This window comes from Brevundimonas sp. DW-iso22 (assembly GCF_058725425.1).
The window spans coordinates 309,896-332,759 of sequence record NZ_JBZXEB010000006.1 but is presented as its reverse complement, the minus strand read 5'-3'; the positions used below and the strand labels follow the sequence as shown (position 1 = coordinate 332,759).

At 65.2% G+C, this 22,864-nt stretch carries 24 protein-coding genes and 2 tRNA genes; 8 read left to right on the top strand and 18 right to left on the bottom strand.

Annotated elements, in window-relative coordinates:
• Positions 1-2: 2 nt before the first annotated feature.
• From AC4PRM_RS12280 to lipA, 7 genes are all read right to left on the bottom strand, one after another.
• A complete protein-coding gene (locus tag AC4PRM_RS12280) occupies positions 3-617 on the bottom strand; it encodes a hypothetical protein (protein ID WP_492040078.1) in 615 nt (204 codons plus the stop codon).
• 122 nt (positions 618-739) lie between these two features.
• The gene (rpmF, locus tag AC4PRM_RS12275) at positions 740-922 is read right to left on the bottom strand and encodes a 50S ribosomal protein L32 (RefSeq protein WP_373257586.1); all 183 of its coding nucleotides are present in this window, start codon (positions 920-922) and stop codon (positions 740-742) included.
• A gap of 108 nt (positions 923-1,030) precedes the next feature.
• Positions 1,031-1,546 carry a GNAT family N-acetyltransferase gene (locus AC4PRM_RS12270; protein ID WP_492040077.1) on the bottom strand — a complete coding sequence of 172 codons (516 nt, stop codon included), beginning with the start codon at positions 1,544-1,546 and terminating at the stop codon, positions 1,031-1,033.
• 33 nt (positions 1,547-1,579) lie between these two features.
• Positions 1,580-2,119, bottom strand: coding sequence for a GNAT family N-acetyltransferase (locus AC4PRM_RS12265; protein ID WP_492040076.1), 540 nt, complete (start codon positions 2,117-2,119; stop codon positions 1,580-1,582).
• Positions 2,116-3,225 (bottom strand): NAD(P)/FAD-dependent oxidoreductase, encoded by a 1,110-nt coding sequence (locus tag AC4PRM_RS12260; RefSeq protein ID WP_492040075.1) that lies wholly within the window; start codon positions 3,223-3,225, stop codon positions 2,116-2,118. The genes AC4PRM_RS12265 and AC4PRM_RS12260 overlap by 4 nt, the downstream gene beginning before the upstream one ends.
• Positions 3,222-3,677, bottom strand: coding sequence for a type II toxin-antitoxin system RatA family toxin (locus AC4PRM_RS12255; RefSeq protein ID WP_492040074.1), 456 nt, complete (start codon positions 3,675-3,677; stop codon positions 3,222-3,224). Before AC4PRM_RS12255 ends, AC4PRM_RS12260 begins: the two co-directional genes overlap by 4 nt.
• 7 nt (positions 3,678-3,684) lie before the next feature.
• Positions 3,685-4,647: a lipoyl synthase gene (gene lipA / locus AC4PRM_RS12250; RefSeq protein WP_492040073.1), complete on the bottom strand. Its 963-nt coding sequence runs from the start codon at positions 4,645-4,647 to the stop codon at positions 3,685-3,687.
• A 179-nt stretch (positions 4,648-4,826) separates the two neighbouring features.
• On the opposite strand from lipA, the gene AC4PRM_RS12245 reads away from it, so the two are divergent.
• Positions 4,827-6,380, top strand: a complete 1,554-nt coding sequence (locus AC4PRM_RS12245; protein WP_492040072.1) for an AMP-binding protein — start codon at positions 4,827-4,829, stop codon at positions 6,378-6,380.
• 4 nt (positions 6,381-6,384) lie between these two features.
• On the opposite strand, the gene AC4PRM_RS12240 is transcribed toward AC4PRM_RS12245, so the two are convergent.
• Entirely contained in the window at positions 6,385-7,629 is a 1,245-nt protein-coding gene (locus tag AC4PRM_RS12240) for a class I SAM-dependent RNA methyltransferase (RefSeq protein WP_492040071.1), read from the bottom strand.
• 159 nt (positions 7,630-7,788) lie between these two features.
• Here AC4PRM_RS12240 and AC4PRM_RS12235 point away from each other — a divergent pair, with 159 nt between their 5' ends.
• Positions 7,789-8,487, top strand: coding sequence for a glycine zipper 2TM domain-containing protein (locus tag AC4PRM_RS12235; protein ID WP_492040070.1), 699 nt, complete (start codon positions 7,789-7,791; stop codon positions 8,485-8,487).
• 161 nt (positions 8,488-8,648) lie between these two features.
• Here AC4PRM_RS12235 and AC4PRM_RS12230 read toward each other — a convergent pair whose 3' ends face one another.
• Positions 8,649-9,374: a TlyA family RNA methyltransferase gene (locus AC4PRM_RS12230; RefSeq protein ID WP_492040069.1), complete on the bottom strand. Its 726-nt coding sequence runs from the start codon at positions 9,372-9,374 to the stop codon at positions 8,649-8,651.
• Between the two features lie 83 nt (positions 9,375-9,457).
• Here AC4PRM_RS12230 and AC4PRM_RS12225 point away from each other — a divergent pair, with 83 nt between their 5' ends.
• Positions 9,458-9,937: a YHS domain-containing (seleno)protein gene (locus tag AC4PRM_RS12225; RefSeq protein WP_373257575.1), complete on the top strand. Its 480-nt coding sequence runs from the start codon at positions 9,458-9,460 to the stop codon at positions 9,935-9,937.
• 6 nt (positions 9,938-9,943) lie between these two features.
• Here AC4PRM_RS12225 and AC4PRM_RS12220 read toward each other — a convergent pair whose 3' ends face one another.
• The 4 genes from AC4PRM_RS12220 to AC4PRM_RS12205 all read right to left on the bottom strand — a co-directional run bounded on the left by AC4PRM_RS12220 (position 9,944) and on the right by AC4PRM_RS12205 (position 15,833).
• Positions 9,944-12,691 carry a valine--tRNA ligase gene (locus AC4PRM_RS12220; protein ID WP_492040068.1) on the bottom strand — a complete coding sequence of 916 codons (2,748 nt, stop codon included), beginning with the start codon at positions 12,689-12,691 and terminating at the stop codon, positions 9,944-9,946.
• 96 nt (positions 12,692-12,787) lie between these two features.
• Complete coding sequence (locus tag AC4PRM_RS12215) at positions 12,788-13,387, bottom strand: DUF2497 domain-containing protein (RefSeq protein ID WP_492040067.1); 600 nt, start codon at positions 13,385-13,387, stop codon at positions 12,788-12,790.
• Between the two features lie 148 nt (positions 13,388-13,535).
• Positions 13,536-15,074 (bottom strand): TolC family outer membrane protein, encoded by a 1,539-nt coding sequence (locus AC4PRM_RS12210; RefSeq protein WP_492040066.1) that lies wholly within the window; start codon positions 15,072-15,074, stop codon positions 13,536-13,538.
• 129 nt (positions 15,075-15,203) lie between these two features.
• Complete coding sequence (locus tag AC4PRM_RS12205; protein ID WP_492040065.1) at positions 15,204-15,833, bottom strand: protein-L-isoaspartate O-methyltransferase family protein; 630 nt, start codon at positions 15,831-15,833, stop codon at positions 15,204-15,206.
• Positions 15,834-15,959: 126 nt separating this feature from the next.
• Between AC4PRM_RS12205 and AC4PRM_RS12200 the strand changes: the two genes are divergently transcribed.
• Positions 15,960-16,033 (top strand) — tRNA-Cys (locus tag AC4PRM_RS12200).
• Between the two features lie 34 nt (positions 16,034-16,067).
• On the opposite strand, the gene AC4PRM_RS12195 is transcribed toward AC4PRM_RS12200, so the two are convergent.
• Entirely contained in the window at positions 16,068-16,865 is a 798-nt protein-coding gene (locus AC4PRM_RS12195) for a TrmH family RNA methyltransferase (RefSeq protein WP_492040064.1), read from the bottom strand.
• 70 nt (positions 16,866-16,935) lie between these two features.
• Between AC4PRM_RS12195 and AC4PRM_RS12190 the strand changes: the two genes are divergently transcribed.
• Positions 16,936-17,010: transfer RNA gene (locus AC4PRM_RS12190), tRNA-Asn, on the top strand.
• 163 nt (positions 17,011-17,173) lie between these two features.
• Here AC4PRM_RS12190 and AC4PRM_RS12185 read toward each other — a convergent pair.
• Positions 17,174-17,938: a hypothetical protein gene (locus AC4PRM_RS12185; RefSeq protein ID WP_492040063.1), complete on the bottom strand. Its 765-nt coding sequence runs from the start codon at positions 17,936-17,938 to the stop codon at positions 17,174-17,176.
• A gap of 82 nt (positions 17,939-18,020) precedes the next feature.
• Between AC4PRM_RS12185 and AC4PRM_RS12180 the strand changes: the two genes are divergently transcribed.
• Positions 18,021-18,635 (top strand): LOG family protein, encoded by a 615-nt coding sequence (locus AC4PRM_RS12180; protein WP_492040062.1) that lies wholly within the window; start codon positions 18,021-18,023, stop codon positions 18,633-18,635.
• Between the two features lie 121 nt (positions 18,636-18,756).
• Positions 18,757-19,047, top strand: coding sequence for a DUF8200 family protein (locus AC4PRM_RS12175; protein ID WP_492040061.1), 291 nt, complete (start codon positions 18,757-18,759; stop codon positions 19,045-19,047).
• Between the two features lie 81 nt (positions 19,048-19,128).
• On the opposite strand, the gene gltX is transcribed toward AC4PRM_RS12175, so the two are convergent.
• The 3 genes from gltX to AC4PRM_RS12160 all read right to left on the bottom strand — a co-directional run bounded on the left by gltX (position 19,129) and on the right by AC4PRM_RS12160 (position 21,576).
• Positions 19,129-20,463: a glutamate--tRNA ligase gene (gltX, locus tag AC4PRM_RS12170; protein WP_492040060.1), complete on the bottom strand. Its 1,335-nt coding sequence runs from the start codon at positions 20,461-20,463 to the stop codon at positions 19,129-19,131.
• A gap of 72 nt (positions 20,464-20,535) precedes the next feature.
• A complete protein-coding gene (gene dksA / locus AC4PRM_RS12165) occupies positions 20,536-20,970 on the bottom strand; it encodes an RNA polymerase-binding protein DksA (RefSeq protein ID WP_492040059.1) in 435 nt (144 codons plus the stop codon).
• A gap of 180 nt (positions 20,971-21,150) precedes the next feature.
• Positions 21,151-21,576: a flagellar assembly protein FliX gene (locus AC4PRM_RS12160; RefSeq protein ID WP_492040058.1), complete on the bottom strand. Its 426-nt coding sequence runs from the start codon at positions 21,574-21,576 to the stop codon at positions 21,151-21,153.
• Positions 21,577-21,760: 184 nt separating this feature from the next.
• On the opposite strand from AC4PRM_RS12160, the gene AC4PRM_RS12155 reads away from it, so the two are divergent.
• Complete coding sequence (locus AC4PRM_RS12155) at positions 21,761-22,864, top strand: flagellar basal body P-ring protein FlgI (RefSeq protein WP_492040057.1); 1,104 nt, start codon at positions 21,761-21,763, stop codon at positions 22,862-22,864.

The window sequence follows — 22,864 nt, the reverse complement described above, 5'->3', positions numbered from 1 at the left end:
GGTCAGGCACAACCCTCGACATACTGGATGCTCGGCCCACCCGCAGCGACAAAGTTCACTTTTCCGTCGTTGCCGACGTGATAGCTGATCCCGCGGGCGGCCGGATTTTGAATGTACCCATCACCGCCTCCGCTGGCCCAGGCTGTGATATATTCGGCGGGAGCGGCGCTGTATTTGTGTGGGCTGGCGGTTGCCGCATCTCCATAGGCCGCCTTGATTTCCGCCGCCTCGTCGCCGATGCCGAAACCGCGATCAGTCTTTACCGTGGCACCGCGGTTCAGCCAGACGCTGGTCACCACATTATTTTCGACCATGACCATCATGCCGGTCGGGGCCTGTTCGGGGTGGAACAGGTCGCAGGCTGCAGGGTCCGGCCCGCCGACCGCATTGGGCGATGAGTCGGGACCGACGGCGGCCTCGACCTCGGCGCGGGTCATGCCGACCCGGATATTGCCCCAGCCTTCGGGCGTCAGGGCGTTGGCATCGACGACCGGCGCGGGGGCGTCGGGGGCGGCCACGGGCGGCGGCACGGTTTCGGTGGCAACTTTCTCCGGCTCGGGTGAGTTGCAGGCGGCCAGCGCCAGGACCGAGGCGGTCACCAGGATTGAACGGATCATAGGCGGTCTCCCGTGGAAGTTCGGAGGACATCAAAGCACGAAAACGGCGCGCGGGTGACCGCGCGCCGTGAATTCCGTCTGCCGTCCTGCTGATTCGCCAGCAAGACGCCTGAACCGAAGACCTAGTCTTCCTTGGGCGTCAGAACCTGACGGCCGCGATAAGTGCCGGTCTTCAGGTCGATGTGGTGCGAGCGACGCAGTTCGCCCGTGTCCTTGTCTTCCGTATAGGCATTGGTGCCCAGGGCGTCGTGCGAGCGACGCATGTTGCGACGCGAGGGCGATACTTTGCGCTTCGGAACAGCCATGTCCGTCTCAATCTTCTAGGTCGGCGCTACAGGAGCGCGAAAACAACAGCGGCGGCCCGAGTGGAGCCGCCAGCGAGGGCGGGCTTATGCCTCAACCCGTCGGGGAGTTCAAGCCTTGCGATGCAATGCCCAGGCTGACCGCGTCAGAGCGTAGAACAGACTGTCGACCCAGACCCCGCCCACCTGCATCGTTCGCTCTGCGCTGCCCGTCCTGATGAACCCCATTCGCTCCAGCAGCCGGATTGATGCCGCATTGGCCGGATCGACATCGGCGGTAATCTGATCGAACGGATGGTGGGAGAAGAGATGGTCGATCGCAGCCACCAAGGCCTCACTCGCCAACCCCTTTCCCCAATGCGATGGGTGCAGGATGTAGCCGATCTCCGGCGGGGACCAGAAGCCGACCTTGCCGATCACCTCGCCGTCGCGCTCGATGATGAAGTCTGGGTGCTCGGGGCCGTTGGCAATCATCGCCGCCAGCCAGGCTTCGCTTTCTTCCAGCGTCTGGTGCGGAGGTGTGGCCCACCAGCGCATGGCGGCTGTATCGGACAGCACGGCGTGGATGCCAGCCAGATCGGTTGGCTGGGCGGTCCTCAGCTTCAGTCTGGGCGTGGCGATTTCCATCTGGCGCGGATTGCCTAGATTATATGTCCAGGGTCAAGCTTGTGGCGTCAGGTCTCGCGCCAGGACCACAAAAGCCAGATCGTCTCGCTTCGGCAGGCCGAAACGCGGATCAGTGGCCGGAAACGGTCGCGTTTCTCCCGTCGGCTGGTAGCCGCATCGCGCGTACCAGGTGATCAGTTCCGTCCGCTGAACGATGACGGTCATCTCCATGCGCGTCGCCTTGAAGGTCGAGTGGGCTTCGGCCTCCGCCGCCTTGATCAGCCGTCGGCCGATGCCACCCCCTTGCCGTTCCGGATCGACCGACAGCATCCCCAGATAGGCCAGACCGTTTCCCTTGCCGTTGACCTGGACACAGCCCACCAGTTCGCCCTGCTGCTCGGCGATCAGGATGACATGGTCCGGGGCATCGATCATGGCTGACAGGGCTAGATCGTCGATCCTTTGTCCGTCCAACAGGTCCGCTTCGTGCGTCCAGCCCCTGCGAGCGCTGTCACCGCGATAGGCCGCATGCACAAAGGGTTGGAGACTCGCGACGTCGTCCTGTGTGGCGGTTCGGAAAACGAACTCGCTCATGCGTCCAGCATGTCCGCAACCGCCTCGCCTATGGCCAGCGAACTGGTCAGGCCGGGGCTTTCGATACCGAACAGGGCCATCAGCCCGTCCAGCCCATGGTCGTCGCGCCCTCGCAACTCAAAGTCCGGCTGCGGCTCGCCCCGCCCATGCAGCTTGGGACGGATTCCGGCATAGTCGGGCGTCAGCGCCCCCTCCGGCAGGCCCGGCCAGAAGCGGCGGATGTAATGTGCGAATTCGTCCGCCTTGGCGGGATCTACCGAATAGTCCTCGGTGTCGACATAGGCCAGGTCCGGCCCGAACACGGCCTGCCCGCCCAGGTCCTTCCGATAGTGGGTGCCGAGGGCACCGGGGATCGGCGGCGGATAGATCAGCCGCTCGAACGGGGCCTTGCCGGTCAGGCGGAAATAGACGCCCTTGCCGAAATGGCCCTCAGGGATGTGGTCAGCGGGAAACCCGTCGATCCGAGAGGCTACGCCTTGCGCCTGCAACCCCGGCGCGGTGACCAGCAGGCGCGTCGTCAGGGTCGCCCCGGCCTCGCCTCCAGCGGTGATCGCGAAGCCACCGCCGGGCAGCGCTTCGGCCCGCTCGAACGGTGTGTTGACGACGACCGAGCCGCCCGCATCCTCGATTTCACCGACCAGAGCCAGCATATAATCGTGGCTGGCGAACAGGCCGCTCTCCGGTGACAGGATCGCGGCATAGGCGTTCAAACCCGGCTCCAACGCCCGCGCCTGGGCTCCGGTCAGATGCTCCAGACCCTCGACACCATTAGCCGTCGCCTGCCGGAATATGGCTTCGATCCGTTCGACCTCGGCCTCTTCGGTCGCCACGACCAGCTTGCCGCATCTGCGATAGTCGATCTTGTGGCTCTCCAGAAAGCCATAGAGCGCCCGCCGCCCTTCGACGCAGAACCGTGCCTTCAACGTGCCGGTCGGATAGTAGAGGCCGCCGTGGATGACCTCGCTGTTGCGCGACGAAACCCCCTGGCCGATGTGGCCTTCCTTCTCCAGCACCAGAACCGTCAGACCCCGTTTCGCGAGCGCGCGCCCGCAGGCGAGGCCTACCGCCCCGGCTCCGACCACGGTGGCGTCGAAGTCGAAGCTCACGGCTTCGGCCCGTAAAGCTGGGCTGCCCGCGCCTCGAAACATCGCATCAGCGACCCGACCGCTCGATCGAAATTGGCATGCAGCATGGCATCCAGAAGCCGGGTCTTGAAGGCGAAGTCGATCATGAACTCGACCCGGGTCCCAGCCGGATCGGGGTGAAAGCTCCAGCGATTATTCAGATGTTTGAACGGCCCCCGGATGAGCCCGACCTCGACCACATGGGCGTTGCGATCATGCCGAACCCAGGTCGAGAACCGCTCGCGCAGGAACGAAAATCCCACCGCCGCCTCGGCATCCAGCAGATCGACGCCGGGTGTCTCCTCACGCGGGTTCCAGACCCGCATGCTGTTCACCCAGGGCACGAAGTCGGGATAGGCGCGCACGTCCGCCACCAGGGCCGCGAGTTGTTCGGGCGCATAGGGCAGGATGCGGGTGACGCGGTGGACGGCCAAGCGCGGCTCAGCGTCCGGTTTGGGCCAGACGCGCCGCCCTTAACCGTGCGAAATCATCGCCCGCGTGGTGCGAGCTGCGTGTCAGCGGACTGGACGACACCATCAGGAAGCCCTTGGCTCGGGCGATCGCCTCATAGGCCTTGAACTCTTCGGGCGTCACGAACCGCTCGATGGCGGCGTGCTTGCGGGTCGGCTGCAGATACTGCCCGATGGTAATGAAGTCGACGCCGGCGGAGCGCATGTCGTCCATCACCTGCATGACCTCCTCCTTGGTCTCGCCGAGGCCGACCATGATGCCGGACTTGGTGAACTGGTTGGGGTCGCGCTCCTTGACCATCTGCAGCAGGCGCAAGGAGTGGAAGTAGCGGGCACCGGGCCGGATCTTCAGATAGAGCCGCGGCACGGTCTCGAGGTTGTGGTTGAACACGTCCGGGGTCGCGTCGATCATGACCTCGGCCGCGCCATCCTTGCGCAGGAAGTCGGGGGTCAAGATCTCGATCGTCGTGTTCGGAGCCTGAATGCGGATCTGGCGCACGACCTCAGCGAAGTGGGCCGCACCGCCGTCCGAGACATCGTCGCGGTCCACCGAGGTGATCACGACGTGATTCAAGCCCAGCTGCGCCACCGCCAGCCCGACCTTGCCCGGCTCTCCCGGATCGAGCGGCTGGGGCAGGCCCGTCTTGACGTTGCAGAAGGCGCAGGCCCGCGTGCAGGTGTCGCCCATAATCATCAGGGTGGCGTGCTTCTGGCTCCAGCACTCGCCGATGTTGGGACAGGCCGCCTCCTCGCAGACTGTGACGAGGCCCTTGTCCTTCACGATGGCCTTGGTGGCATTGTATTGGCCCGAGCCGGGGGCCTTGACCCTAAGCCAGTCGGGCTTTTTCAGCACAGCCGTCTCCGGCCGGTTCTGCTTTTCCGGGTGACGCAGTTCGGACGGCGTTTTCCTGAGAGTGTCGATCAGGGTGACCAAGGGCGTCGCGGCTCCGTCGCTGGGCGAGATCGCTATGTCGTCTTTCCGGGCACGGAAGGCAAGGTCGGCTCAGGCCTCACGCTGGGTAACATATCTTTTCAAGCCCGCCTCTCCCCTCTAGTTTGCGCGGCTTGATACCAAGGCTGCGGGACCAACCGCATCCGCACGGAGGTTAGTTCTTGCGCGTACCCCTGGACCCCAAGCTTGCCGAACAGTCGCTGTTCGACGCTCTGATCGCCGCCCGCGAGACCTATGGCGACAAGGAGATTCTGGAGGATCAGGACCGCAATCCCCTGACCTATACGGGCGTCATCCGTGCGGCCTTCGTGCTGGGGCGCAAGATTGCGGCGATGACCAACCCATCAGAACGGGTCGCTATCATGCTGCCGTCCAGCGCAGGCGGCGTGGTCACCTTCTTCGCCCTGCATGCCTATGGCCGCCAGCCGGTCATGCTGAACTTTACGGCCGGGGAGCTGAACCTGAAGGCCGCGCTGAAGGCCGCGGGCGTCAGGAAGATCCTGACCGCCAAACGCTTCATCGATCAGGCCAAGCTGGACGATCTGGTCGCGGACCTGGCGACAGTGGCCGAGATCGTGTGGCTGGACGATGTGCGTAAATCGATCGGCCTGCCCGACAAGCTGTTCGGCCTGATGGCGGGGCTGATGCCGCGCCGGTTCCTGGTCAAGACCGCGCCGTCTTCGCCCGGCGTGGTGCTGTTCACCTCCGGCAGCTTCGGCGCGCCAAAGGGCGTAGTGCTGAGCCAGTGGAATCTGGTCGCCAACTCCCGCCAGGTGAACCAGCACATTCCGCTCGACCCGGATTGGGTGATGTTCAACCCCCTGCCGACATTCCACTGTTTCGGACTGACCGGAGGCGTGCTGCTGCCGCTGTTCCAGGGGCTGAAGGCGTTCCAGTATCCCTCGCCCCTGCACGCCAAGCAGATCGTCGAACTGCTGCCGCAGGTGAAGGCCTCGATCCTGTTCGCCACCGACACCTTCCTGAACCAGTATGCCCGCGTGGCCGGGCCGGACGATTTCTCCACACTGAAGTTCATCGTCGCCGGGGCCGAACGGGTCCGCGACGAGACCCACCATCTTTTCAACACCCGCTTCCACGGCCTGAAACTGCTGGAAGGCTATGGCGCGACCGAGACCTCGCCCGTGGCCGCCGTAAACCATCCCGATCGCAACCGCCCCGGCACCGTGGGTCAGATCATGCCGGGAATGAGCTGGCGTCTGGACCAGGTGCCCGGGATTACCGAGGGCGGTCGTCTGTATCTGCGCGGGCCAAACGTCATGAGCGGTTATCTGTCGGCCACTGACCCGCAGGTGATCGAACCACTGGACGGCGGATGGCATGACACCGGAGACATCGTCTCGCTGGACGACGAGGGCTATATTGCCATCCTCGGTCGGGTGAAGCGGTTTGCCAAGATCGGCGGGGAGATGGTGTCCCTGATGGCCGTCGAAGGTCTGGCCTCGGCTGTCTGGCCCGACAATCGGCACGCGGTCGTCTCCATTCCCGACAGCCGCAAGGGCGAGAAGCTGGTTCTGGTCACCGACCGGATGGACGCCGACGTTTCCCGCCTGACCGAATGGGCCCGCGAGCATGGTGCGCCGGAACTGGCCGTGCCCAAGAAGATCATGAGGGTGGCTGAAGTCCCCGTGCTGGGCACCGGCAAGACCGACTATGTCGCCATCCAGCAGATGGCCGAACTGGAAAAGGCTGCCTGAGGCTTCACCTCCGGAACACCCCGACGAGTTCGACATGGGTCGACCACAAGAACTGGTCGATCGGTGTGACGCGCTCCAGCCTGAACCCAGCATCGATCAGCACCCGCGCATCGCGGGCAAAGGTTGCCGGATTGCAGGACACCCCTACGACGACGCAGGCATCGGTCCGTCCGATCTGACCGGTCTGTTCAAGCGCCCCCGCACGCGGGGGATCCATAACGATGGCTTCGATGCCTTTCAGATCGAAAGGCGACAGGGGGCGCCGGAACAAATCGCGGGCTTCGGCCCGGATGGTCTTCAGTCCTTGGGCAGTGCCGATTCCGGCCTTCAGGGCAGCGATGGAGGCCGCAGACGAATCCGCCGCGAATACGCTGGCCACTTCTGCCAGAGGGAAGGTGAAGGTGCCTGCGCCGCAAAACAGGTCCGCGACCTTCTTCGCGCCCTTCACCGCCTCAACGGCCCGCCGCACCATCTCGACCTCGGCCGACGGCGCGGCTTGCAGGAATCCGCCGGGCGGCAGCGGCACGCTGGCCCGGCCGAACGTCACGCGCGGCTGCCGCTCCATCATCAGCACCTCGCCATCCAGGCTCAGCCGCGCCAGACCCGCCCGCGACGCCGCCGCAATCGCCAGGGCGCGCGTGTCACCTGTCAGGCCGCCTGACTTCTTTTCGACCCCTGTCACATCGACATCAAGACCCGTGTCGGTCAGCGTCACATGCAGGGTCGGAGCCGATTTCGGGTGCCCCAGGAAGGGCGCGGCCACCTCGCGCAACGAAGGCAGGGCCATCGTCAGGCGCGGGTCCGACACCGGACAGTCCGTCAGTTCGACCAGCCGCCACGACCGCCGCGCCTTGAACCCCAGCAGCACCCGCCCGTCTTCGGCTCGCCGGGCATGCAAGGCCAGCCGCCGTCGACTGGCCGGAGGCACAGCGACCGTCGCCTCGACCTCGGTTTCGATTCCGTCACGCGCCAAGGTCGCCACAACCAGTTCGCGCTTCCACGCCAGATAGGGCGCATTGGCCCAGTGCTGCATCGGCGCGACGCCGCACTCGGCATAGGTCTCGGAATGGATCGGCTGGCGGTCCATGCTGGCCTGGATCAGGTCGAACCGATCCATCCGGTCGCCATGGACGGCACCGGTAACCACTTCGCCAGGCAAGGCCCCAGGCACAAAGACTGGACCATCCGTTGTCTCGGCAATGCCGTCGCCCTGATGGCCCACGCGTGCAATCGTCAAAGTCTGCGTCATGGACCGCTTCTAGCGGCTTATCGCAGCCTAGCGAAACATGAACGAAGATGAACGCCGCGCTCAATCGCCGTTCAGCTTCGCAGGGCTAAACCTCGATGCAACAGACAGCCGGTCCAGCCGTTGGGCCCGTTATCCGTTAACGATTTCAGGAATACGCCGATGTCCGCTCTGTCCGCCAAGACCGCCGTTGCCGCAGCCGCCGCTCTTGCCACCGTAGGCTTCAGCGCCCTGCCCGCTTCGGCCCAGAGCTACTATGCCCAGAACTACGGCACGGGCAGCTATAGCCAACCGTATGATTACAACAGCCGCTACTACGGCGACGATCGCTCCAGCTACGATTATTGCCGCAACGATCGCGGCCAGCGTCAGGGCGCGGGCACCTTCATCGGCGGTGCTGCCGGTGCCGTCGCCGGTTCCCAGCTGGCCGCCCGCGGTCGCCGCACCGAGGGCAGCATTCTGGGTGGCGTCGTCGGAGCCGTGATCGGCAATGTCGTCGGTCGCAACTCGGGCAACAACTGCGAGACCTATCCGTCGAACTATTACGACGACCGGGCCTATTCCGCCCCCGTCTATGACGATCGATACGCCGACGACCGGTACGGCGATCGCTATTCGGACAGCCGCTATGTCCAGGTCTATCCGGCTCCTACGTCCAGCTACGGTTCGAGCTATGGCTCCAGCTATGGCTACGGGGACGACTACTCCAGCCGCTATTCCTCCAGCTACGGCTACGGCAATACCGACCGAGACGGTTGCCGCTTGGCCGAGAGCCGGATTCGCCTTCCTGACGGTCGTTCGGAGACCCGCTATGTGCGGACCTGCCCCGACCAGTCCGGCCGCTATCGCGTCGTCGATTAGTTTTCAGCCCCCCTGTCGATCGACGACGTGACGGGAGCCGCCGGTGGAGTAATCCGCCGGCGGCTTCTTATTTTTAGGGCGCTGCCGCTCGGCTCGCGGAGCCTCGCTGCTTGAGCGAGGGCGAGCACCAAGGCTTGACGCGGTCGCTTGCTGCGCGACCACTAGCGCTTCTTCGCCCAGAGCAGGAACTCGACATTGCCGTCGCCGCCCGTGATCGGGCTTTCCGTCGTCGCCTGAACGGCCCAGCCGACACATTCCAGCCAGTCCGATACTGATGCGAGCGCTGCGGCGTGAGCGTCCGCATCCTTGACCACGCCTTTCTTGCCCCCACCCGGCCCTTCCGCCTCGAACTGCGGCTTGACCAGTGTGATCAGGTCCGCGCGGTCCGCCGCCAGATCCAATGCTGCTGGCAGCACCTTGGCCAGACCGATGAAGCTGGCGTCGCAAACGATCAACTGCGGCGCTTCCAGCACCAATGCGGGAGTCAGGTTACGTGCATCCGTCTGCTCCAGGTTAACGACGCGCGCGTCGACTGACACACGCGGATGCATCTGGCCCTGCCCCACGTCCACGGCAAAGACTTGGGCGGCCCCCCGTTCCAGACATACCTCAGTGAAACCGCCCGTTGACGCGCCAACGTCCAGCACCACGCGTCCATCCACTGCGACGGGCCACAGGGTCAGCGCATGATCCAGCTTCAACGCCCCGCGGCCAACCCAGCGATGCGCAGGCACCGCCACGATCACCGCGCCATCGTTCACATTCTGAGATGCAGAGCGGGCGGGCACAGCATCGACCGTGACGCCGCCCGCTTCGATGGCAGCCCTGGCCTTGGCCCGGCTTTCGGCCAAGCCACGCGAGACCAGTTCGACGTCCAGACGCGGCATGTTCAGTCTCCTGTAACCCGGCAGCCCGCGCGGGCGTATGCCATCTCGAATGGCCCCGCAACGGTGGGCCGGGAGGGTGCCCCATGATGCTGCGTTTCGTTCTGGCCACGCTGATGGCCCTCGCGCTTACCCCGATCATCGGCAATGCGGAGGCCTGGGCACAGTCAAAGACCTATCCACCGGTCCATGCTGCCGCCGACCGTCTGGCCCTGGGCGGCCATGATCCCGTCGCCTATTTCACGAGAAACCAGCCCGTCGCAGGCGATGCCGCCATCACCCTGGACTGGAATGGGGCGACCTGGCGTTTCGCCACCGCCGAACACCGCGCAATGTTTGAGGCCAACCCTCAGGCCTATGCCCCTCAGTTTGGAGGCTACTGCGCCTGGGCGGCCAGTCAGGGCTATATCGCGCCGGGCGATCCGACAGTCTGGCGCATCGTTGACGGGCGTCTGTATCTGAACTTCAACGACCGCGCCCGCATGCTGTGGGAGCAGGACATTCCCGGGGCTATCGCCAGGGGCGAGGCGAACTGGCCCCGCATCCTGACCGACAACCAGGGCTGAACCGCCTCAGCCCACCGCATCCAGCCGCGCCAGAGCGGCCTGCAACCGCGCCCTGCCCGCCTCGGCCTCGGCCAGCTTCTCGCGCTGCTCGTCGACGACCTCGGGCGCGGCGCGGGCGACGAAGTTGGGGTTGCCCAGCTTCTTGTTGAAATGGCCGATGTCGCTTTCGAACGCCGCGATCTCCTTGTTCAGGCGAGTGCGTTCAGCCTCAAGGTCGATCAGCCCGGCCAGCGACAGCGCCGCGGTCGCCCCGCCAATGACGAAGGTCACGGCCCCTTCAGGTGCCGCCTCCACAGTCGCCACCTCCGACACCCGCGCCAGCGTCAGGATCAGGTCGCGGTGCCGCGCGATCCGCTCGGTCGTCGTCGAATCTGGCGCGACGAAGCTGAGCGGGGGTTTCACCGACGGCGCGATGTTCATCTCCGCTCGCAGTTGGCGCACCTCGGTGACCAGATCGACCAGCCAGCCGATCTCGCCTTGCGCCGCCGTGTCGATGAAGCTGTCCGGCAAATCCGGCCAGGCGGCACCGATCAGGGTCGCCTCCGACCGCGCCGCGCCCTCATCGGCCAGCTTGTCCCACAGCTCCTCGGTGATGAAGGGCATGACCGGGTGCATCAGCTTCAGCGTCTGATCCAGGGTCCAGGCCGTCATCGCCCGCGTCTCGGCCTTGGCGGCCTCGTCGGTACCCTGGAACACCGGCTTGGCCAGCTCCAGATACCAGTCGCAGAACACGTTCCAGACGAAGCGATACAGCGCCGAGGCCGCATCGTCGAAACGACCGCCTTCGATGGCCGACGACACCTCGCGCTCGGCCTTGGCCAGTTCGCCGCGCACCCAGCGGTTGATGGTCTGCGCGACCGTCGACGGGTCGAAGCCCTCGACACGGCGTGCTTCGTTCATCTGGGCAAAGCGCGCGGCGTTCCACAGCTTGGTGCCGAAGTTGCGGTATCCTTCAATACGTTGGCGGCTCAACTTGATGTCGCGCGTCCCCGACAGGATGGCCATGGTAAAGCGCAAGGGGTCGGCCCCCAGCTCGTCGATGATGGTCAGGGGGTCGATGACATTGCCCTTGGACTTGCTCATCTTCTGGCCCTTCTCGTCGCGGACCAGGCCATTGATGATCACCCGCTTGAAGGGCACCTCACCGTCCATGAAGTGCAGCCCCATCATCATCATCCGGGCCACCCAGAAGAAGATGATGTCCGCCGCCGTCACCAGATCGCTGGTCGGATAGAACCGCTCCAGATCCTCGGTCTTTTCGGGCCAGCCCATGGTCGAGAACGGCCACAGGGCCGAACTGAACCAGGTGTCCAGAACGTCCTCGTCCTGCGTCAGCACGACCTCGGAATCATAGTCCGACATCGCCTGCTCGCGGGCGTCCTCCTCCGTCTCGGCGACATAGATTTCGCCGTTGGGGCCATACCACGCCGGAATGCGATGCCCCCACCACAGCTGGCGCGACACGCACCACGGCTCGATGTTGCGCATCCATTCGAAATAGATCTTCTCATAGGACTTCGGCTCGAACACCGTCGCGCCCGTCGCAACCGCCTTTATGGCGGGCTGGGCCAGGGTGTGGGCGTCAACGTACCACTGGTCCGTCAGCCACGGCTCGATGACCACGCCGGACCGGTCGCCGTGCGGAACGACGTGTTTGGTCTTCTCGATTTCGCGCAGCCAGCCGTCCTCTTCCGAGCGGGCGACGATGGCCTTGCGGGCGGCGAAGCGGTCCACGCCGACATACTCAGCCGGGACGTCGGTCGTATCGGCGTCGGTGATCCGCCCGAAGCCGTCCATGACGTTCAACGCCGCCAACCCCGCGCGCTTGCCAACCTGGAAGTCGTTGAAATCATGCGCCGGCGTGATCTTCACCGCGCCCGAGCCTTTGGTCGGATCGGCATAGTCGTCGGCCACGATCGGAATCCGCCGCCCGACGATCGGCAAGGTCACGAACTTCCCGACCAGCCCCGCATAGCGCTCATCGTCCGGATGCACGGCCACGCCCGTGTCGCCCAGCATGGTCTCGGGCCTTGTCGTCGCCACGACGATGAAGTCGCGCGTCTCCCACTCCGTCGCCCTGCCGTCCTCGTCGAACGCGACCGGATGCTCATAGGTCACGCCATCCGCCAGCGGATAGGCGAAGTGCCAGTAGTGGCCCTCGACCTCACGCTGTTCGACCTCCAGGTCGCTGATCGCCGTTTGGAAATGCGGGTCCCAGTTCACCAGCCGCTTGTCGCGATAGATCAGGCCTTCCTTGTGCAGTTGCACGAAGACCTTGCGCACCGCCGCGTTCAGCCCCTCGTCCAGGGTAAACCGCTCGCGGCTCCAGTCGCAGCTGGCGCCCAGACGGCGCAGCTGCTGGACGATGGTCCCGCCGCTCTCGGCCTTCCATTCCCAGATCTTCTCGACAAAGGCCTCGCGGCCCATGTCGCGGCGACCGACGTTGCCTTGGGCCGCCAGCTGGCGCTCGACCACCATCTGGGTCGCGATGCCAGCGTGGTCTGTGCCAGGCAGCCAGAGCACCGCCTTGCCCTTCATCCGGTGATAGCGGGCCAGGATGTCCTGCAGGGTGTTGTTCAGCGCATGGCCGATGTGCAGCGACCCCGTCACGTTCGGCGGCGGAATGACGATCGAATAGGCCCCGGCGGCGGTGTCCATTCCCGTGGCGGCGCGCGGCGCGAACAGGCCGGACGCCTCCCACATCGCGTACAGACTGGGTTCGGCGGCCTTGGGATCGAAGGTCTTGTCGAGCATGGCGGATCGTTTCGTACGAAGGCGGGTCAGAAATGTGAAAAGGGCGGCCCCTGCCGGAGCCGCCCCATTCGGTTTAGTCGCGGGTGAGGCGAAGGGCTAGCCGGCGTTGCGCGCGATGCGCTCTACTTCCTTGCGTACCTCGGCCTCGACGATGCCCGGCAGATGGGCGTCGAGCCACTCCTTCAGCATCGGACGCAGCAGGCTGCGCGCCAGTTCGTCGATCGTCGGACCGGCCACGGCGGGCGCATCCTCGGTCGGACGGCGAGCCGCACTGGCCAGACCGGCAAAGGCCGAGGCCGCACTGGCGGCGGCACTGTCACCGACCAGGGTGTTGTAGGCCGGAGCGGGCGTCGGCGCGGGCGCAGGGGCGGGCTCGGGGAAGGCCTCGCTGAGCGGCGTGCTCGGGAACGGATCTGGCTCATCCTCGCCCGACGACACATCCAGATCGCCGATGCTCTCTTCGGCCGGGGCGTCATAGGTCTCGGTCAGCTCCAGCACGTCCTCCTCGACCGGTCCCGGCTCGGGCGCGGGTGCTGCCGCCGCCACCGGTTCGGGTTCGGGGGTGGGCTCAGCAGCCGCCTCGGCTTCCGCCTCCGGCTCGGCCGCCGCGACCGGCGCGTCGTCCTCGGAGATAATCCGGCGAATCGACGCCAGGATTTCCTCCATCGTCGGTTCCTGGGCGGGCTGATCAGTCATGGCTTAACCCCAAGGCGCGGCACGGCGCAGTCTCATCGAACGGCGCGCGCATAAGCGTGACCACCGCATGACCTGTCGTCGCATCTCGCCGCGTCATAATCAACGGGCGTTTTTCGCCTGACAGGCGAAGCCTTCTTCTGTGTCCCGATCAGTTTTGCGGTGCGGTCGAGATGATTTCCGACTTCAGCTGGCGGTCGATCGGCGCGTCCTCCGCGTCGTTGGCAGGCACGACCGGCGGCGCGGCGATGCGATCGATCGTCTCGATGATGCCGTCCCACGGCAGAGCCCCGCGATTACGCACGCGGTTGTAGTTGATCTCGGCGTCATAGACTTCGATGGTCGGATCAAGATCCTGACCTTCCAGACGGCCCATGGCCGCCAGCAGCTGGGCCTGGGCGACGTATTCGTTGCGGCGAGCGCTGGCCAGGGTGACCTCCGCGTTGCGCAGCTCCAGCTCCTGGTTCAGCACATCCAGAGTGGTCCGCAGACCCACCTGGGCCTCCTGACGCACACCCTCGGCGGCGACGGTAGCGGCGCGAACCGCTTCGGTACCGGCTTGCAGGCTGGAGCGTGCCGACAGCGACTGGGCAAACGAGGAACTGACGGATTGCAGCACATTGCGGCGCTCGCCCTCGACCTGGATCTGGGCGACATTGGCCCGCTCCAGAGCCGCCGCGACACGCGACTGGTTCAAGCCACCTGTGAACAGCGGCACCGAGATCGAGGCCCCGGCCTGAAACGCCGTGCGGTCGGTCAGGTTGAAACCCGACAGGTCGTCGGTCGTGCCGCCGTAGGACGCCGTCAGGCGTGCCGACGGCATGTATTCGGCGCGCGCTGCGGCCACATTGGCCTCTGCCGCCTGTAGATTATAGGTCGCAGCCCGGACCGACGGGTTGTCCAGAATGGCCACGTCCAGTGCAGCATCAAAATCTGCCGGGACGCCCGGCAGGACTGGCATGGCCTCAAGCGTGCCCGGAGCTTGCCCGACAACGGCGGCATAGGCTGCACGCGACACCGACAGCTGGGCCCGCGCATTGGCCAGGTCGGCATTGGACTGGGCCAGCCGCGCCTCGGCCTGGGCCACGTCGGTGCGGGTGATCTCGCCGACCTCGAACCGCGCCGAGGCCTCGTCCAGCTGGCGTTGCAGCACGGTCAGGTTCGATTCGCGGATACGCAGGATTTCGACATCGCGCAGCACATCGGCATAGGCCTGGATCACAGAGGTCAGCACCTGCTGCTCGATATCCCTCAGGTTCTCGCGCCCGGCCAGGATGTTGGCCTCTGCGGCGGTGATACCGTGGCCGATGCGCCCGCCTGAATAGATCGTCTGACCCAGACCGATGCTCAGACCCGCAGTCGCGCTGTCGTCGTTGGACGTGGGCACATTGATGGTCGCGTCCGGAATGCCGTCATTGTTGGTATCGACCTCGCGCGGTCCGCCTCTTGTGCGGCTGAAGCTGTAGCCCGCGTCCGCGCTGACATCGACCGTGGGTCGCAGACCTGCCCTCGCCTGCACGACCGATTCGTCCAGGGCCCGCTGACTGGCCCGCTGCGCCAGCAACGACGGGTTGGTCCGGTAAGCCAGGGCGATCGCTTCCTGCAGCGTATCGGCCCAGGCGGGTGCACTGATCCCGGTGACGATGGCCACAACGGCGACGGAGGCGAGCGCGCGAGCACGTTTCAACATGACTATTCCTGCCTGACGTCCACGAAACGGCGACGCCTGTGTATCCCACGGGTCTGATGCGAGAAGGATTGCGCCCGCGCCAGTTAAGTTTTTTTCACGCAGCCCCGCGTCGGGTCCGTCGCGTCGATCTCAGAGCGCGAAAGCAGGCTCGGGAATCAGCGCTGCCAGCATTGGCGGCGCGGCATCGAACAGCTCGCGCCTCGAGATGCCGCTTTCCGTCTTCACGTAAAGTACCGCCTTGCCCGCAGGCCCCGTCCGCTCAACGACGGCCAGCCGACCGCCGATGCCGAGCGCTTTCAGCCAGGCCTCGGGCCGCCCCGGCACAGCGGCCTCGCAGACGATGACGTCGTAGCCTTCGCCTGACGCTTCCCCGAACGGGGCAACAACTGCGGCGACGCCAGCTTCGGACAGGGCGGGTGCCACGACGTCAAGTACAGCCTGATCCCCTTCCTGGGCCGTGACGGACAGCCCGACCTGCGCCAGCACGGCCGCCGCATAGGGGGCGGCGACAGCCAAGGCCTTCTCACCCGATTGGGGAGCCAGCGCCATCAGCAGCTTGGACAGGTCCCTTGCCAGCATCAGCCGCCGCCCATTGGCGATCTCGACCTCGACCTCGGCATAGGCGGAAAAGGCGCGGTCGGCGGGCACGAACTGTTCGCGTGGCACAGCCAGCAGTGCGGCCTGCAAGGTCCGGTCGGTCACGTCGTTCACACGCACCTGGCTGTCGACCATGATCTTGCGGGCAGAAGAAAAGTCCATGAGGCGTCCGTTCGTGCGCAGAGGGCGTAAATCTGCGGCGCTTATAGGTCTGTCCGTTGCGGCGGACAATCCGATCTGATAGCGAACGCCCCTCGCGATGGCGCGGTCGTTTTCAAACGACGCAATGGCCTGATGGCGGAGTGGTTACGCAGAGGACTGCAAATCCTTGCACCCGGGTTCGATTCCCGGTCAGGCCTCCATCGCGACTCCAAACCCACCCCTTTCCATCATCGCTCAGCGCGTCAGGTGGTGCAGGGCTATCCCCGCCGCCGTCGCCACGTTCAGCGAATCAAAACCTGCCGCCATGCGGATGCCGACGGACCTGCACTGCGAGATGACGTCCGCAGGCAGCCCCGGCCCTTCCGCCCCCACGACCAGAGCCATGCGTCCTGTCCGCCTCACCTCCGACAGAGCCTCATTGGCCCCACCCGTCATGGCCAGCACTTCGAAACCTGCGGTCCTGAGCATTTCTACCGCAGCCAGCGTGTCCAGCCCCGTGACCATCGGCGTTCGCAGCACCGCGCCGACCGATACACGTATGGCCTTGCGATAGAAGGGATCGCAGCAGGTCTGGTCCAGCAGAACGACCGACGCCCCGAAAGCCGCCGCATTCCTGAACAGCCCGCCCATGTTGTCGTGATTGCCGATTCCGCAGGCCATCAACACCACGGCGTCCGGGGCCATCGTCTCCAAAATCATCGGCAGATCTACAAGATCAGGCTTTCGCCCTAGGGCCAGAATACCGCGATGCAGATGGAACCCCGCTACACCGTCCAGGACCGCCTGCTCCGCCACATAGACCGGCACGTCGTCGTCAATACCCGCCAGAACCTGCCCAAGAGCCTCCACCCGCTTCGAATCAATCAGCAAACTGACCGGCCGACAGAGCGACTGCGGCGATGTCAGCACATTCAGGACCACCTCCCCCTCGGCCACGAACAGTCCCTGCCGCCCTGTCAGGTCGCGTTCTCGTATGTCCAGGAACCCGGAAACACGGGGATCGGCGGGGTCTTCGATACTGATCAGTGCCAAGGTGCGATATTTCCATTGCGTCGTGCCGACGGCCGCTGCTATAGCGCCCGCCTTCCCGAAAGGAAGTTGTTCCGCGGTAGCTCAGTGGTAGAGCAGCCGACTGTTAATCGGCTGGTCGTAGGTTCGAATCCTACCCGCGGAGCCATTCCTTTCGCTTTCCCCAGACATCGTTGTCTTGCTGGATGGCAGGCCAGAAAAAAGCCCGACGCGAGCGCCGGGCTGAAAAAGTTCGGTGATGGTGGGTGTCTCACGAAAACCGGAAGACGTTCACCGGTTGAAGGGAATTGGTTAGCCAAAGGTAAACGGCATCACTGCGTGTCAGGCAGCCAGGCGGTTTGCGTGGCACCGCCTTCGGCCCAGGTCACGCGCCATCCTTCGCCTGCCCGCTCGCGCCTGGGCATCTGCCCCCCCGCATCGCCCTGCCCCGGCCAGACGAAGGTCTGATCACCAATGACGATCTGATCCCCGCCCGCTTCGGGTCCAAGGACAACGTTCCAGAAGCCCGCGCCGGCGGGAAAGGCCTGCACAGAAACCTCGCCGACTTTAACCGGCAGGGTCTGGGCCCCTTTCGCGACCCTTCCGGCCAACCGTCTGGCCTGCCCATCGCTGTCGACAGCCCCCAGCGCGGGCGCACGGTCCAGACGCCGCGTGGGCCCGCCAGCGCGCAACACGGCGATCGGCCCCTGTCCTCCCGAGGGGATCAACAGGGTATCGGGCGAGGTGGCCGCATCCTGGCCAACCTGCGTCTCTGGCTTCAGCCACAGATCCCTCGTTGGAACCTCCATGCCTAAGTCGAACCGACCGTCGTCATTGACCACCGCCGCATAGGCGGCCCCCGCCTCGCTGCGCAGCACGATTCGCGCGCGGGGCTGGGCCGATCCCGATAGCCTCACCTCGCGGCCCGTGACCTGCACCGTCTCGATCACAGGAGTCTGGTTCCACGCAGAGGTCGGTACGTCGTTCTGCTTTGGCCCGGCACCCCCGTCCGGCGAAGGTGTACAGGCGGTGCCCGAAGCCAGCATCAGGCCCGCCGCTGCCGCTATCGTCACATTCCGGTACATCGCCCGTTTCATCGTGCCGTCCGCGAGGATAGGAGTAGCGCCTCTGTTAGCGCGGCGCGGCCCGCGCTGTCTCCCATAGTTTGCCCGAGGCCCCATGTCGTCTTCCGTCACCATCCAGCCGTTCGACGGCCTCTCCGTCTGCCTGTTCTGCGGCTCGTCAGAGACAGTGCGCCCCGAATACCTCGAGGCGGCCCGGTCCGTCGGTCGCCAGACGGCCCAGGCAGGCTGGCGGCTGGTCTATGGCGGCGGCGGAGTCGGCCTGATGGGGGCTTCAGCCCGCGCCGCGCATGAGGCCGGCGGACGCGTTCTGGGGATCATGCCGGGTTTCCTGCGTAGCCGCGAGCGTCTGTTCGATGACGTGGAGACCCTGGTCGTTACCTCCATGCACGAGCGCAAGACCCTGATGTACGATCAGTCGGACGCCTTCATAGTGGCCCCTGGCGGCGTCGGCACGCTGGAAGAGGCGATCGAGATCCTGTCGTGGAAGCGTCTGGACCTGCACCACAAGCCCGTCATCTTCCTCAATCTGAACGGCTTCTGGGATCCGCTGATGGCCGTCATGCGCCACAGCGTCGAGGAGGGCATGACCCCTGCCTCCTTCCTCCAGGCCTGGGTGATCTGCGACACGGTGGAGGCCGCGATGGCGGCGATTGAACAGGCGGGACGGGTCGGCGTCGACACGCCGCACTTGAAACATGATCGTCGATAAGTAATCGTCGATCATCAAAGTTGGTTCGTCCTGTTTCGAAACGCGACTTGACAGTTGCGATTAGAAACTGACACTGACTCCCAGATGGCGTTCATCGCGCCCATATTGTCGGAGAATTCCCATGCGTGCTCTGCTCATCGCCGCCGCCCTTCTGGTGGCCGCCCCTGCCGTTGCCCAGGCTCCCGTATCCAGCGCCGTCCTCGCTGACGCCGCCAAGGCTCCAGCCGGTCGTACCATCATCGACGGTGCCGCCTGGCGCTGCGAAGGCGCGACCTGCACGGCCACGGGCGGTGCCAACCAACCTGCCCCGCGCGCCTGCCGCCGCGTCGCCGCCCGTTTCGGGGCCGTGACGGCCTTTACCTACAAGGGCACCGCCCTGTCGGCCGAACAGATCGCAGCCTGCAACGCCTGATCCGTCGACGCCTCCGAATGCAGAAAGGCCGCCCTCGTCAGAGAGCGGCCTTTTTTACTGCCAGGAGCCCAGATCCTGAGATCAGGCCGTTTCGCCCCGCAGACGCTGGGCGATCCGCTCACGGCCGATAAGGGGAGCCAACGTCGCCATATCCGGCCCGTGCGACTGGCCCGTGATCATCAACCGCAGAGGCATGAACAGGGCCTTGCCTTTGGCTCCGGTCGCCTCCTTCACGGCCGCCGTCCAGGTGGACCATAGGGTCTCGTCCACCGTCTCGGGTAGAACGTTCAGAGCCGCCGCGGCAAAGGCCTCGTCCTCGATCACTGGCGTAACTGGCCCCCGCACGATCTTCGCCATTTCAACGACATCTGCGAAGGTCTGAAGGTTGCCTCTCACCGCGTTCCAGACCGTCTCACCCAGATCGGCATCGATCTCGGCCAGTCTTCCTTGCGCCGTGGCATAGTCCATCACGTGCAGAGCCTGGGCGTTCAGCCTGTCCAGATCAGCGGTGTCATAGCGCGCCGGTGACCGGCCCATCTTGGCGAAAGCAAAGCTCTCCCCCAGAGCCTCGACCGAGGTCGCGACTTCCAGCGGGTCTGACGTCCCGATCCGGCCCAGGTGGCTGGTGATGGCAATCGGCTCATACCCTTGGTCACGCATGTCGGCGATGGACAGCGAGCCCAGCCGCTTGGACAGGGCCTGGCCGTCCGACCCGACCAGCAGAGGCATGTGCGCAAATCCGGGCACCGGCCCACCCAGGGCCTCGAAGATCTCGATCTGTGCGCCCGTATTGGTCACGTGATCCTCGCCCCGGATCACATGGGTGATGGCCATGTCGATATCGTCCACGACCGACGGCAGGGTATACAGGAACAGGCCGTCCTCGCGGATCAGAACGGGGTCGGACATGGAGGCCGTGTCGACCTCCGCATGGCCACGCGACAGATCTTCCCAGGCAACGCGCCGCCCTTCCAGCTTGAACCGCCAGTGTGGCTTGCGCCCCTCGGCTTCGTAAGCGGCCTTTTCAGCCTCCGTCAGATCCAACGACGCCCGGTCGTAGATCGGCGGCAGGCCGCGCGACAGCTGCACCTTGCGGCGACGATCCAGCTCGTCCGAGGTCTCATAGCACGGGTACAGCCGCCCCGACGCCTTCAGCCGAGTTGCCGCCTCTTCATAGCGGTCGAACCGTTTGGACTGATTGTACCGCTCGTCCCAGACCAGCCCCAGCCAGGTCAGGTCGTCCTCGATCCCCTGCTCGAACGCGGGCGTGGATCGGGCCAGATCGGTATCATCGATGCGCAGAACGAACTTGCCACCCTGTCCCTTGGCGAACAGCCAGTTGACCAGCGCCGTGCGGACGTTGCCCACATGCAGTTTTCCCGTCGGAGACGGCGCGAAACGAACCTTGATAGTCATGGATATGCGACCTTGAAGCGAGGCGCGTAGGTCGCGCTCCCGCTCCATCGAGTCAAGGTACAGGCGACTTTATCAGTCGTCGCGGTGAACGCGCTCGCGGCGTTCGTGGCGTTCCTGGGCCTCGACGGACAGGGTCGCGGTCGGTCTGGCTTCCAGTCGGCCCAGGCTGATGGGCTCGCCGGTCTCCTCGCAATAGCCGTAGGAGCCGTCCTCGATCCGGCGCAGCGCTTCGTCGATCTTGGAGATCAGCTTGCGCTGGCGATCCCGCGTCCGCAGCTCCAGGGCCCGGTCGGAGGCCGACGAAGCCCGGTCCAGAAGGTCAGGATGGTTCTCGGTCTCGGCCTTCAGATTGATAACCGTGCCCTTGGATTCCCGCAGGATATCGTCCTTCCAGGCCAGCAACTTGCCCCGGAAATAGGCCAGCTGGCGATCATTCATGAACGGCTCGGCGTCGGAGGGCCGATACTCGACCTCATCCCCGGCCTTGATAGACGCTATTGCGTTCATCGACCCACGCTCTCAACAGACGCCCCCCTTGGCGCAACCTTGCCTATAGGGATGCAGGCGAGTCTGGGCAACACGCCTGTTGAAGGCGTGAAGCAGCTACGCTTCAAGATTGCGCAAAGCGTGACAATTCTTCATCACCCGGCGATCGTTTACGCCAAATAGGCGAACAAATCCGGTGACTTATGCTGCACTGCGGCGAAGATCGGCCTTGGCCAGTTCGACGGCGGCCCTAAGGTCGATCTGATCCAACAGGCCGTTCAAGCTCTCATCGGCATCCTGCGGGCGGTCCTCACGCACGGTACGCGCCAGCCTTTCGAGTGCACTCTCGCCCGCTTCACCTGACAGCATCGCCAGTTTCAGCTCTTCCAGACGATCCAGAATGCCGCTGCCACGCCTTACGGCCCGGCGCCGTCGCTCCATCACATCCTCGACTCCCTGAAGCGCCATCAAAGCCGAGACGTCTCCGACGCCGGCAGGTCCCGCAGTGGCAGCGATCGCATGTGTCGATCCGGCCCCCTCTGCCTGAGGCAGGCTAAACCCACCGCTGGCGCGGGCGGGTCGGGCACCTTGCGGTGCGGACGGTCCTGACGGGCCGGTGACCTTCATGAGAATGGACTCCGTAACACCCCTGCAGCTTCGCGGCCCACCGTCACTGTTTGGTTAATGCCCCGGCAGAATCTGCCGCGACGTCCCCCGCCTCGCTCGCACCAGTCATTGTAATCGTTGGGTTTTCATTGTGGCACGACCTTCGCAACACCGTTTACGACAATTGTTCGCGGGACCTATCACGATGCAGAAAATGCTCGCCTCCCTCCTGGCCGCCGCCGCCGCAGCGGGATTCGCACTGCCGGCTCATGCGCAGTCGCGCATCAAGGATATCGCCGCCGTCGAGGGGGTGCGCTCCAACCAGCTGGTGGGCTATGGCCTGGTCGTCGGCTTGGCCGGCACCGGCGACAGCCTGCGCAACTGCCCCTTCACCCGCCAGTCGCTGGAGGGGATGACCGAACGCCTGGGCGTCAACATTCGCGGGGCGAACTCCAACTCCAAGAACCTGGCGGCCATCATGGTCACCGCCGAACTGCCGCCCTTCTCTACCCCCGGGGCCCGGATCGACGTCAGCGTCTCGTCCATGTGCGACGCCAAGAGCCTGCTGGGCGGCACGCTTTTGGTCACCAGCCTGCAAGGCGCGGATGGCGAGGTCTATGCCGTCGCCCAAGGCTCCATCCAGACCGGTGCCGTGTCCGGCTCGGGCGCGTCCGGCTCCTCGGTCTCGCGCGGTGTACCCACCGCAGGCCGTATCGCCTCCGGAGCCACCGTCGAGCGCGAGACGGGCTTCCAGATGGCCAATATGAATGAGGTCCGGCTGACGCTGCGCAACCCCGACTTCACCACGGCCCAGCGCGTCGCCGCCGCCATCAACGCCACATACCCGGGCACGGCCCTGGCCGAGAACGGCACCGTCATCGCCCTGCGCGCACCAGGCCAGATGGGCATGGCCGGCTTCATCAGCCAGGTTGAAAATCTGCCCATTACGGTCGACAGCCCGGCCAAGGTGATCATCGACGAGGTCAATGGCGTCATCGTCATGGGCGACGCCGTGCGGGTCTCCACCGTCGCCATCGCCCAGGGCAATCTGACCATCTCGGTCCAGGAAAACCCGCAGGTCAGCCAGCCCGACGCCTTCAGCCGCGGCCAGACCGTGGTCACGCCTCAGTCCGACGTCAGTGTCGAGGAAGAACTGGGTCGCGAAATGCGCATCGTAGGCGGCGGAACCTCACTCGCCACCCTGGTCAATGGCCTGAACGCCCTAGGTGTCAGTCCACGCGACATGATCAGCATCCTCCAGGCCATCAAGGCCGCCGGGGCACTGCAAGCCGACATCGAGGTGATGTGA

Excerpts from the sequence above, each read along its gene's own strand:
- AC4PRM_RS12270 (WP_492040077.1), bottom strand. The coding sequence starts at position 1,546 with ATGGAAATCGCCACGCCCAGACTGAAGCTGAGGACCGCCCAGCCAACC.
- AC4PRM_RS12205 (WP_492040065.1), bottom strand. The coding sequence starts at position 15,833 with ATGGACTTTTCTTCTGCCCGCAAGATCATGGTCGACAGCCAGGTGCGT.
- rpmF (WP_373257586.1), bottom strand. The coding sequence starts at position 922 with ATGGCTGTTCCGAAGCGCAAAGTATCGCCCTCGCGTCGCAACATGCGT.
- AC4PRM_RS12180 (WP_492040062.1), top strand. The coding sequence starts at position 18,021 with ATGTCGTCTTCCGTCACCATCCAGCCGTTCGACGGCCTCTCCGTCTGC.
- gltX (WP_492040060.1), bottom strand. The coding sequence starts at position 20,463 with ATGACTATCAAGGTTCGTTTCGCGCCGTCTCCGACGGGAAAACTGCAT.
- dksA (WP_492040059.1), bottom strand. The coding sequence starts at position 20,970 with ATGAACGCAATAGCGTCTATCAAGGCCGGGGATGAGGTCGAGTATCGG.
- AC4PRM_RS12230 (WP_492040069.1), bottom strand. The coding sequence starts at position 9,374 with ATGCCGCGTCTGGACGTCGAACTGGTCTCGCGTGGCTTGGCCGAAAGC.
- AC4PRM_RS12240 (WP_492040071.1), bottom strand. The coding sequence starts at position 7,629 with ATGACGCAGACTTTGACGATTGCACGCGTGGGCCATCAGGGCGACGGC.
- AC4PRM_RS12280 (WP_492040078.1), bottom strand. The coding sequence starts at position 617 with ATGATCCGTTCAATCCTGGTGACCGCCTCGGTCCTGGCGCTGGCCGCC.
- AC4PRM_RS12210 (WP_492040066.1), bottom strand. The coding sequence starts at position 15,074 with ATGTTGAAACGTGCTCGCGCGCTCGCCTCCGTCGCCGTTGTGGCCATC.
- AC4PRM_RS12215 (WP_492040067.1), bottom strand. The coding sequence starts at position 13,387 with ATGACTGATCAGCCCGCCCAGGAACCGACGATGGAGGAAATCCTGGCG.
- AC4PRM_RS12235 (WP_492040070.1), top strand. The coding sequence starts at position 7,789 with ATGTCCGCTCTGTCCGCCAAGACCGCCGTTGCCGCAGCCGCCGCTCTT.
- AC4PRM_RS12185 (WP_492040063.1), bottom strand. The coding sequence starts at position 17,938 with ATGAAACGGGCGATGTACCGGAATGTGACGATAGCGGCAGCGGCGGGC.
- AC4PRM_RS12265 (WP_492040076.1), bottom strand. The coding sequence starts at position 2,119 with ATGAGCGAGTTCGTTTTCCGAACCGCCACACAGGACGACGTCGCGAGT.
- AC4PRM_RS12160 (WP_492040058.1), bottom strand. The coding sequence starts at position 21,576 with ATGAAGGTCACCGGCCCGTCAGGACCGTCCGCACCGCAAGGTGCCCGA.
- AC4PRM_RS12225 (WP_373257575.1), top strand. The coding sequence starts at position 9,458 with ATGATGCTGCGTTTCGTTCTGGCCACGCTGATGGCCCTCGCGCTTACC.
- AC4PRM_RS12220 (WP_492040068.1), bottom strand. The coding sequence starts at position 12,691 with ATGCTCGACAAGACCTTCGATCCCAAGGCCGCCGAACCCAGTCTGTAC.
- AC4PRM_RS12175 (WP_492040061.1), top strand. The coding sequence starts at position 18,757 with ATGCGTGCTCTGCTCATCGCCGCCGCCCTTCTGGTGGCCGCCCCTGCC.
- AC4PRM_RS12155 (WP_492040057.1), top strand. The coding sequence starts at position 21,761 with ATGCAGAAAATGCTCGCCTCCCTCCTGGCCGCCGCCGCCGCAGCGGGA.